Source organism: Polymorphobacter sp. (assembly GCF_051860865.1).
GTDB lineage: Bacteria > Pseudomonadota > Alphaproteobacteria > Sphingomonadales > Sphingomonadaceae > Sandarakinorhabdus.
In genome coordinates this window covers 1-8439 of the sequence record NZ_JBIMKZ010000009.1, presented here as the reverse complement: position 1 = coordinate 8439, position 8439 = coordinate 1, and the positions used below count along the sequence as shown (strand labels likewise).

General features: G+C 69.5%; 11 protein-coding genes. 7 read left to right on the top strand and 4 right to left on the bottom strand.

Going from position 1 to position 8439, the window contains the following annotated elements:
* Window positions 1-74 precede the first annotated feature (74 nt).
* The 7 genes from ACTIFJ_RS02965 to ACTIFJ_RS02935 all read left to right on the top strand — a co-directional run bounded on the left by ACTIFJ_RS02965 (window position 75) and on the right by ACTIFJ_RS02935 (window position 4470).
* Window positions 75-299: a F0F1 ATP synthase subunit C gene (locus tag ACTIFJ_RS02965; protein ID WP_416908336.1), complete on the top strand. Its 225-nt coding sequence runs from the start codon at window positions 75-77 to the stop codon at window positions 297-299.
* An 11-nt stretch (window positions 300-310) separates the two neighbouring features.
* A complete protein-coding gene (locus ACTIFJ_RS02960) occupies window positions 311-814 on the top strand; it encodes a F0F1 ATP synthase subunit B family protein (RefSeq protein WP_439532596.1) in 504 nt (167 codons plus the stop codon).
* Window positions 807-1412, top strand: a complete 606-nt coding sequence (locus ACTIFJ_RS02955) for a F0F1 ATP synthase subunit B family protein (RefSeq protein ID WP_439532595.1) — start codon at window positions 807-809, stop codon at window positions 1410-1412. The genes ACTIFJ_RS02960 and ACTIFJ_RS02955 overlap by 8 nt, the downstream gene beginning before the upstream one ends.
* Window positions 1413-1580: 168 nt before the next feature.
* A complete protein-coding gene (locus ACTIFJ_RS02950; RefSeq protein WP_439532594.1) occupies window positions 1581-2072 on the top strand; it encodes a GNAT family N-acetyltransferase in 492 nt (163 codons plus the stop codon).
* A gap of 69 nt (window positions 2073-2141) precedes the next feature.
* Window positions 2142-2693 carry a DUF1285 domain-containing protein gene (locus ACTIFJ_RS02945; protein ID WP_439532593.1) on the top strand — a complete coding sequence of 184 codons (552 nt, stop codon included), beginning with the start codon at window positions 2142-2144 and terminating at the stop codon, window positions 2691-2693.
* Window positions 2693-3283 (top strand): CoA pyrophosphatase, encoded by a 591-nt coding sequence (locus ACTIFJ_RS02940; protein ID WP_439532592.1) that lies wholly within the window; start codon window positions 2693-2695, stop codon window positions 3281-3283. Before ACTIFJ_RS02945 ends, ACTIFJ_RS02940 begins: the two co-directional genes overlap by 1 nt.
* Window positions 3280-4470, top strand: a complete 1191-nt coding sequence (locus tag ACTIFJ_RS02935) for a CCA tRNA nucleotidyltransferase (protein WP_439532591.1) — start codon at window positions 3280-3282, stop codon at window positions 4468-4470. The genes ACTIFJ_RS02940 and ACTIFJ_RS02935 overlap by 4 nt, the downstream gene beginning before the upstream one ends.
* A gap of 38 nt (window positions 4471-4508) precedes the next feature.
* Here ACTIFJ_RS02935 and ACTIFJ_RS02930 read toward each other — a convergent pair whose 3' ends face one another.
* The 4 genes from ACTIFJ_RS02930 to recO form a co-directional block, all read right to left on the bottom strand.
* On the bottom strand, window positions 4509-4964 hold the full coding sequence (locus tag ACTIFJ_RS02930; RefSeq protein ID WP_439532590.1) for a PA2169 family four-helix-bundle protein: 456 nt from the start codon (window positions 4962-4964) through the stop codon (window positions 4509-4511).
* Between the two features lie 123 nt (window positions 4965-5087).
* The gene (locus ACTIFJ_RS02925; protein ID WP_439532589.1) at window positions 5088-5243 is read right to left on the bottom strand and encodes a hypothetical protein; all 156 of its coding nucleotides are present in this window, start codon (window positions 5241-5243) and stop codon (window positions 5088-5090) included.
* A 41-nt stretch (window positions 5244-5284) separates the two neighbouring features.
* On the bottom strand, window positions 5285-7558 hold the full coding sequence (gene parC / locus ACTIFJ_RS02920; RefSeq protein WP_439532588.1) for a DNA topoisomerase IV subunit A: 2274 nt from the start codon (window positions 7556-7558) through the stop codon (window positions 5285-5287).
* Between the two features lie 8 nt (window positions 7559-7566).
* Window positions 7567-8322 carry a DNA repair protein RecO gene (recO, locus tag ACTIFJ_RS02915; RefSeq protein ID WP_439532587.1) on the bottom strand — a complete coding sequence of 252 codons (756 nt, stop codon included), beginning with the start codon at window positions 8320-8322 and terminating at the stop codon, window positions 7567-7569.
* Between the last annotated feature and the right edge of the window lie 117 nt (window positions 8323-8439).

The following is an 8439-nucleotide window of genomic DNA, read 5'->3' as shown; positions in this document are numbered from 1 at the left end:
TCGCCCTGCTGGCGTCGATCTATCTCAACGACGCTGTCAATCTTCACTAATCTGGTTTTTTGGAAGGACTTATAATGGACGTCGCATCTGCAAAGCTGATTGCTGCCGGTCTCGCTGCCATGGGTGCCGGCTTCGCCGCCATCGGCGTCGGCCTGATCTTCGGCATGTTCCTGTCGGGCGCGCTGCGCAATCCGGCTGCCGCTGACAAGCTCGGCGCCCGTCTGATCTTCGGCTTCGCCGTGACCGAGGCCCTCGGCCTGATCGCCGCGGTTGTCGCCCTCGCCCTCGCGTTCGGCTGAGGCAGGGCTCCGTGCCGCAGTTTGACCCTTCCGTCTTTATCCCCCAGCTGGTCTGGCTGGCGGCGATCTTTGCCCTGCTCTATTTCGTGGTGGTGCGTCCGACGCTCCCCAAGGTGGGCCGGGTGATCGAGGCGCGGGAAACGCGGGTGGCGTCCGATCTGGATGCGGCGGAAGCCGCCAAGGGTCAGGCCGACACCATTCGCACCCGCTATGACGAGGGAATGGCTGCGGCGCGCAAATCGGCCCAGGCCGAAGTCGCGGCCGCCAAGGATGCGGCAGCCCGGGCAGCTGAAAAACGGCTGGCCGTGCTGGCCGCCGAGCTGGACGCCCGCACCGAGACCGCCGTGGCGACCTTGAATGCGGCGCGGACCAAGGCACGGCAATCGCTGGCCACCTCGGCGGCGGACCTGACTGCCGATGCTGTCCGGCGGATTGCCGGCATCGAGGTGCAGACTGCCGATGTGACGGCGGCCTTGCAGGCTGCGGCGCCGGCCGGAGACGTGCGTAATGGCTGATCAACTCAACCCGCCGGCCATGGCGATGCCGGGCGCCTTCGGCGAGCCGGTCGAAGGGTCGGAACTGCTGGGCGTGCCGCATGACGGCGCCCATGCCGAGGAAACGCTGCTCGGGCTGGGCGCGGAAACCTGGGTCTATGTGTCCGTGGCGATCTTCTTCGCCCTGGCGATCATTCTCGGCAAGCTGCCGCAGCGGATCGCCGAGGCGCTCGATGGCCGCATCGCCGGCGTTCGCCGCCAACTCGATGAAGCCAGTGCGCTCCGCGCCGAGGCCGAGACATTGCTCGCCGATGCCAAGGCACGCGCCGAAGCCGCCACCCGCGATGCCGAAGCGATCGTCGCCCGGGCGCAGGTCGAAGCCGCCTCCTTGATGGCCGACAGCGAGAAGGCCGCGGCCGAGACCATCGCCCGCCGCACGGCTGCGGCGGAAGCCAAGATCGTTGCTGCCGAGCGCGGTGCCGAGGTCGAACTGCGCGGCGAACTCGCCCGCCAGGTGACCGCAGCCGCGGCGGCACTGATCGCCGCCAAGGCCGATCCGGCGATGCACGACCGCCTCACCGAAGCGGCAATCGCCGGGCTGGATCGCCGCCTCCACTAGCTGTGGAACAATTGTGCGGCTGCGCGTTTCATGCTAGATGAACGCGCATGAGGACAATCATCTTTTCGATGAGCCGACGAGGCTGATGCCGGCCGCCATGGTGGCGGTACCGGCGGCCCTGCTCGTTCGAAAGTTCCCTCTGCTTTGATCACCCTTTCTCCTGCCACGGTGGCCGATAGCCCCGCTATCGACGCCATTCTCGATTCGCGGTTCGGCCCGGCGCGCCATAATCGCACCGCCTATCGGCTGCGCGACGGCACGAACGCGATCCCTGACCTGTGTCTGGTAGCCCGCGACGGCGACGCCTTGATCGGTTCCGTCCAGTGCTGGCCCCTGCAGCTGCGCGGCAGCGATGGCCGCCTGTCGCCGCTCGTGCTGCTCGGGCCGGTGGCCGTCGCCTTGTCCCATGACGGCGTCGGCGTCGGTACATTGCTGATGACCGAGGCATTGGCCCGTGCCGATGCCGCTGGCCTGTCGCCGATGCTGCTGATCGGCGACGAGCCCTATTATGGCCGCTTCGGCTTCACCGCCGCAGCAACCGGTGGCTGGCAGGTGCCGGGGCCGGTCGATCGCGCCCGGTTGCTGCTGCGCGGCAGCGCCGAGGGGTTGCCGGTCCAGGGCCGGCTGGAGCCAGCAACCAAGGACCGCGCCGCCGCCTGAGCTGTTCATGCGCTTCGCCTGCGGCGCCGCCGGCGTTGCACCCCGGGCTGGGGTGACTATGTAAGAGCCATGGCCGACCCTGCTTCCTCGCTCGACATGCTGTCGTCCGTCCTCCAGCAGCGCGCCCTGCCGCCCGTCCATCTGTGGAACCCGGACCGCTGCGGTGATAGCGAGATGCGCATCGCCGTCGACGGCACCTGGTTCCACCAGGGCACGCCGATCGGCCGCCCGGCGCTGGTCAAGCTGTTCTCGACGATCCTGCGCCGTGAGGCCGATGGCGGCCATGTGCTGGTGACCCCGCACGAGAAGCTCGACATCGAGGTCGAGGATGCGCCGTTCGTTGCCGTCGCCGTCGAAAGCCATGGCAAGGGCGCCGACCGCACGCTGGTGTTCCGCCTGAATACCGAGGATCTCGTCATCGCCGGCTCCGACCATGGCCTGCGAATCGAACAGGCCGAAGACGGCACGCCGCGGCCCTATCTCCATGTCCGCGCCGGGCTGCAGGCGCTGATCAACCGCCCGGTCTTCTATGAGCTCGCCGACATCGCCCTCGCCGAGGCGCCGGACGCGCCGGGCCTGTGGTCGGGCGGCGTCTTTTATCCGTTCCTGGGGTCTGGCTGATGCCGATCGACCGGCTGCGGGCGGCGCTGCTGGCGGACACCGGCGGCGCCGGCTGGCGCAGCGACCGTGACATTTCGGGCGAGCCCGAGGTCACCGACGCTGTGCTGATGCCGGCGGCGGTGCTGATGGCGGTAACCCGCGAGGCCGAGCCACAGTTGCTGCTAACCCGGCGCACCGCGCATCTGAAGCGCCATGCCGGCCAGATTGCCTTCCCCGGCGGCCGCGTCGATCCCGGCGACCTGTCCCCGGTGATGACGGCGCTGCGCGAGGCCGAGGAGGAGGTGGCGCTGTCGCGTCATGATGTCGAAGTCATCGGCCAGCTCGATCCCTATGTTACCGGCACCGGCTTTTCGGTGCAGCCGGTGGTCGGGCTGGTGCCGGCCGGGCTGGCGCTCGCCGCCCATGCCTATGAGGTCGCCGAGCTGTTCCATGTGCCGCTGGCGCATGTGCTCGATCCGGCCAACCATGAGCTGCGCCACGGCGAATGGCGCGGCCGCCGCCAGCGCTATTATGTCATCCGCCACGGCGAGCGCGAGATCTGGGGGGCGACGGCGGGGATGATCGTCAACCTGTCGAGGCGGTTGCTGTGACGGCCCGGATCGCCATCCCCGACTGGGTGGGCAGCGAAGCCGGTACGCGGCTACTGACCGCGCTGGAGGCCGCCGACGGCCACACCAGGCTGGTCGGCGGTTGTGTCCGCGACGCGCTGACCGGCATCACCGCCGCCGATATCGACATGGCCACCGTGCTGACGCCCGAGACAGTGATGGCGCGGCTGGCGGCGGCCGGGCTGAAGGCGGTGCCGACGGGGCTGGCGCATGGCACGGTAACGGCGATCTCCGGGCCGCTCGTTGCCGAGGTGACGACGCTGCGCCGCGACCTCGCCACCGATGGCCGCCACGCCGAAGTCGCCTTCACCGACGACTGGAAGGCCGATGCCGCCCGGCGCGACTTCACCATCAATGCACTCTATGCTCGCCTGCCCGGCGGCGAGATCGACGATTATTTCGACGGCCAGGCCGATCTTGCCGTCCGCCGCGTCCGCTTCATCGGCGATCCGCTCCAGCGCATTGCCGAGGACCATTTGCGCATTCTGCGTTTCTTCCGCTTTTCGGCGCGCTTCGCCGACATGCTCGACGCCGAGGGGCTGGCGGCGTGCCGGGAACGCGCCAACGACCTGATGGCGCTGTCCCGCGAGCGGATCGCCATCGAGATGCGCGGGCTGCTTGGCGTCGCCGACCCGGTGCCGGTGCTGGCGGTAATGCTGGAGGCCGGCATCCTGCGCCCGGTGCTGCCGGAGATCAACGCGGCCAGGCTGCCGGCGCTGACCCGCACCATCGCCAGCGAGACAGCCGCCGGCGAGGCACCCGACTGGCGGCGCCGTCTGGCGGCGCTGCTGCCCGCCGACCGCGCCATAGCCGAGGGCGTCGCCCACCGGCTACGCCTCTCCAACGCCGACCGGGCGCGCATCGGCCTCGCCGTCGCGCCGGCCGACGCCCAGCCGATCTATGCCGCCGCGTGGGCGATCGGTGGTGAGGCGCTGATGGACCGGCTGCTGATCGCGGGCCGCGTCGACGACGCCCGGCAGCTGGCGCGCTGGGAACGCCCCCGGCTGCCAGTGTCGGGCCGCGATTTCGTTGCACGCGGCATCGGCCCTGGCCCCGAGGTGGCGGCGCGGCTGGCACTGTTCGAGCGGAAATGGGTGGCGGCGGGCTTCCCGAGGGAGCCGGCGGCCGTGGCGGCGCTGGTCGACGCGGCGCTGGCCGCGGACGCCTGATAGAGCCGCCCGGCGCCGGAACGCCGGGCGGTATTCAATCAATCATGGGCGTGCTTCATCGCCGACATCGTGTCATGGCCGGCCAGCACCGAGACGTTGGCCTTCTCGATCACCGCGCGGGTGTTGGCGCTCAAATCCTTCTGCAGCGCCGACTTGTACTTGGCCTTGATCACGTCTTCGCCGGCTTCGACTTCTTCGATGATACGCTGGCGGCCCGAACCGAACAGGCTCTTCAGCTTGAGGAAGCTGCGGTGGGCGCCGGCAAGAAGGCTGCCATCTTCTTCCGGCTCGCCGCCGAGCAGGACGACCTGCGAGCGGAGATCGGTGACGATCGCATGGCGCTCATTGGCAAAGCGGCGGAACAGCTCGGCCAGATCGCCGACGCCATCGGTTTCGGACGCGGTTTCGGCGGCCTGCTCATAGCCGTCGGCGGAATCGATGGTCGTTTCGATCAGGTCGTTGAGAACGTCGATGTCATTGTCATGGGTCGCCATGGGGGGTGCTCCTTGCGTTGAACGGGAGCAACGGCAGCGCTGGATGGATGTTCCCGGAACCGCGCGAAGGTTACGAAAGTGAGGGCCAGGTTGCCGTATTTGACCGGCAGGACGAGCCGCCTATCAACCTTCGGGCGGACGACTATCCGGGCTGTCGCCGGGGCGGGCAGGGGGGGGCTGGCGCCGCTTGCGCAGGTTCGCCGGGTCCTTGACGATCAGGCGCACGACCCAGGCCCCGAAGGCAAGGTTGAGCAGGAGGACGATGGCGATTCCAAGCATGTCAGAAGCCTAGCCGGCCAGTGAAGGGCTGGAAAGTCGCATCATGCGAACTTGTTGTCGCGGGGGAACCCCGTTGGCGGCAGGCGCCCGGCCGAGGCGCGGGCACCTTGCCAGAAGCTGAGGTCGGCCTCGGTGCGGGTGCGGGCGCTGGCGCCGCCCATCGGCCAGCTCAGCCCCTCGGCCATTACGAAGCTGCGCGCGTCGGACAGCCCGCCGTCCTTGTACTTCTGCAGCGCCACGCCCTGGCCGCGGGCCATCGTCGGCAGCTCGGCGAGCGGGAATACCAGCAGCTTGCGGTTGTCGCCGATGGTGGCGACCATGTCGTCCTGCGCGCCGACTGGCCGGACCAGCTTGAGGCTGCATCCGGGGCGCGGCGTCATCACCTGCCGGCCCTTGCGCGTCTCGGCCAGCACATCCTCGGCCTGCACCAGGAAGCCGCGGCCATCGCTGCTGGCCAGCAGCAGCGTCCCGTCCGGCCGGTGCGGGGCGAGCGTAACGATGCCGACCCCCTCGGCGATGTCGATCATCAGCCGCAGCGGCTCGCCGAAGCCGCGCCCGCCGGGCAGCTTCTCGGGGGACAGGGTGAAGAACCGCCCGTCCGAGGTCGCGACCATCAGCTTGTCGGTGGTATGGGCGTGGAAGGCATAGGCCGGGCCGTCGCCTTCCTTGAACTTCAGCGCATCGGCGCCGGCCAGGTCGATATGCCCCTTCATCGCCCGCACCCAGCCCTTTTCGGAGGCTATGATGGTCAGCGGCTCGCGTTCGATCATCGCCTCCAGCGGCACGAAGCGCACGTCGGGCGCATCGGCGATGGTGGTGCGGCGGCGGCCGAGCTCGGTGTCCGGGCCATAGGTGGCCAGCAGCCGGGTCAGCGTCGCGGTCAGCCGGCGGGTCTGCTCGGCCGGGGTATCGAGCAGGTGGCGCAGGTCCTTCGCCTCGGCAGTGAGCGCCTGGTTCTCGCGGGTGATCTCCAGCTCGTCGAGCTTGCGCAAGCTCCGCAACCGCATGTTGAGGATCGCCTCGGCCTGGGTCACGGTCAGGTCGAAGGCGGCGATCAGCTCGGCGCGGGCATCATCGGCCTCGCGGATGATGCGGATCACCTCGTCAAGGTTGAGATAGGCCTTGATCAGCCCGCCGAGGATCTCCAGCCGCGCGTCGATCTTGCCGAGGCGGTAGCGGGCGCGGGCGATCAGCACCTCGCGCTGGTGGACCAGCCATTTGCGCAGCACCTCGCCCAGGGACAGCACCCCCGGCCGGCCATGATCGAGAACGTTCATGTTGAGCGAGACGCGGACCTCGAGGTCGGTGAGCTTGAACAGGCTCTCCATCAGCACCTCGGGGTCGACGGTGCGCGCGCGCGGCTCGATGGTGATGCGCAGTTGCTCGTCCGACTGGTCATCGAGGTCGGCGACCAGCGGCAGCTTCTTGTCGTTGAGCAACGTCGCCAGCGTCTCGATCAGCTTGCCCTTGACCACCTGATAGGGGATCTCGCTGATCTCGATGTGCCAGAGGCCGTTCTTCTCCTCCACCTTGCGCCAGCGGGCGCGCAGCCGGAACGAGCCGCGGCCGGTGGCATAGGCCTCGGCGATGCTGGCGCGTGGCTCGATCAGCACGCCGCCGGTCGGCAGGTCGGGGCCGAGGATATGCTCCATCAGCCGCGCCTCGGGCAGGTCCGGCTCGGCCAGCAGCGCCAGCGCCGCCGACAGCACCTCGGCGACATTGTGCGGCGGGATCGATGTCGCCATGCCCACGGCGATGCCGGACGAGCCATTGGCCAGAAGATTGGGGAAGGCGCCGGGGAACACCTCCGGCTCCTCCTCCTCGCCATTATAGGTGGTGCGGAACGGCACGCATTCCTCGTCGAGCCCGTCCATCAGCTCGGCGGCGGCGGCCGTCAGCCGCGCCTCGGTGTAGCGCATGGCAGCCGCGTTATCGCCGTCGATGTTGCCGAAATTGCCCTGGCCGTCGATCAGCGGGTAACGCAGCGAGAAATCCTGGCTGAGCCGGACCAGCGCGTCATAGATCGACTGGTCGCCGTGCGGGTGATATTTGCCCATCACATCGCCGACGACACGCGCCGACTTCTTGTAGGCCGAGGCCGGATCGAGCCGCAGCAGCCGCATGCCCCAGAGGATGCGCCGGTGCACGGGCTTCATGCCGTCGCGCAGGTCCGGCAGCGAGCGTGCGGTGATCGTGCTCAGCGCATAGACGAGATAGCGGTCGGACAGCGCGGTATCGAACGGGGTGTCGACAATCAGGTTTGCAGGCGGGCCGGGCGGCGGCGTTGCGGGCGGGAGCGTGGTGGTCTTGGCCATGGCCTCGATTAGCCGGGCGTTCCGGTTTCGTCCACCATCGTCGGCGCCGGCAGCCGGGTCACCAGCCGCTCGCGCGCTGCAAACAGCCCCGCCGCCCGGCCGGTCAGCACGTTGCGGGCGAGGAAATGCCCGGTCAGTGCCAGCCCGTCCCGCACATCGGCCGCCGACGCCTGTTCCCGACCAGTCAGGAAGCCCGGCAGCGGCAACAGCTTCGCCGCCCAGGGCGCCCCGGCGGTGCGGCTGACCGCCTGCGACGATTTCGGCGACACATAGGCGAGGTCGCTGCGGCTGCCGGTTGCCGCGCAGCAGCTGAGGTCGAGCCCGAAGCCGAGATCGGCCATCAGCAGCAGCTCATAGCGCACCACCGCCTCGGCCAGCGCCAGCGCGCCCGCGTCCTCGGCACAGGCCCTGGTCAATCCGTCCAGCGCTGCATGCAGCGCCGGATGCGGCACCTCTTCGGGCAGCGCAGCCGCCGTGAGTGCCGTCGTCCATTCGAGCGCCGCCAGCGCCGCGCCGGTCGACGCCAGCGGGGCGCGCGGCTCGATCAGTTCGACCGTCGCCGACGCCAGCTGCGTCTCCACCCGCGCCGCCAGCACCATCGCCACGACATTGCCGGGCTGCAGCACCGGCCGCAGCCGCCGCGATCGCCCGCCGCGCACATAGCCGGCCAGCAACCCATGATCCTCGCTCAACGCCCGGACGATCACGCCATTCTCGCCATGGGCAAGCAGCGCACAGACAAGGGCCGGCGTTTCGATGTGCATGGGGTTCAGCCTAGCGCAGGGCCGCAGGAAGGGAAGGGGCCTCCGGCGGGCAGAAAGGCGCCTCCGGCGGGCAGAAAGGCGCCTCCGGCGGCCGGGGCCTTGGCCCCGGACCCCGAT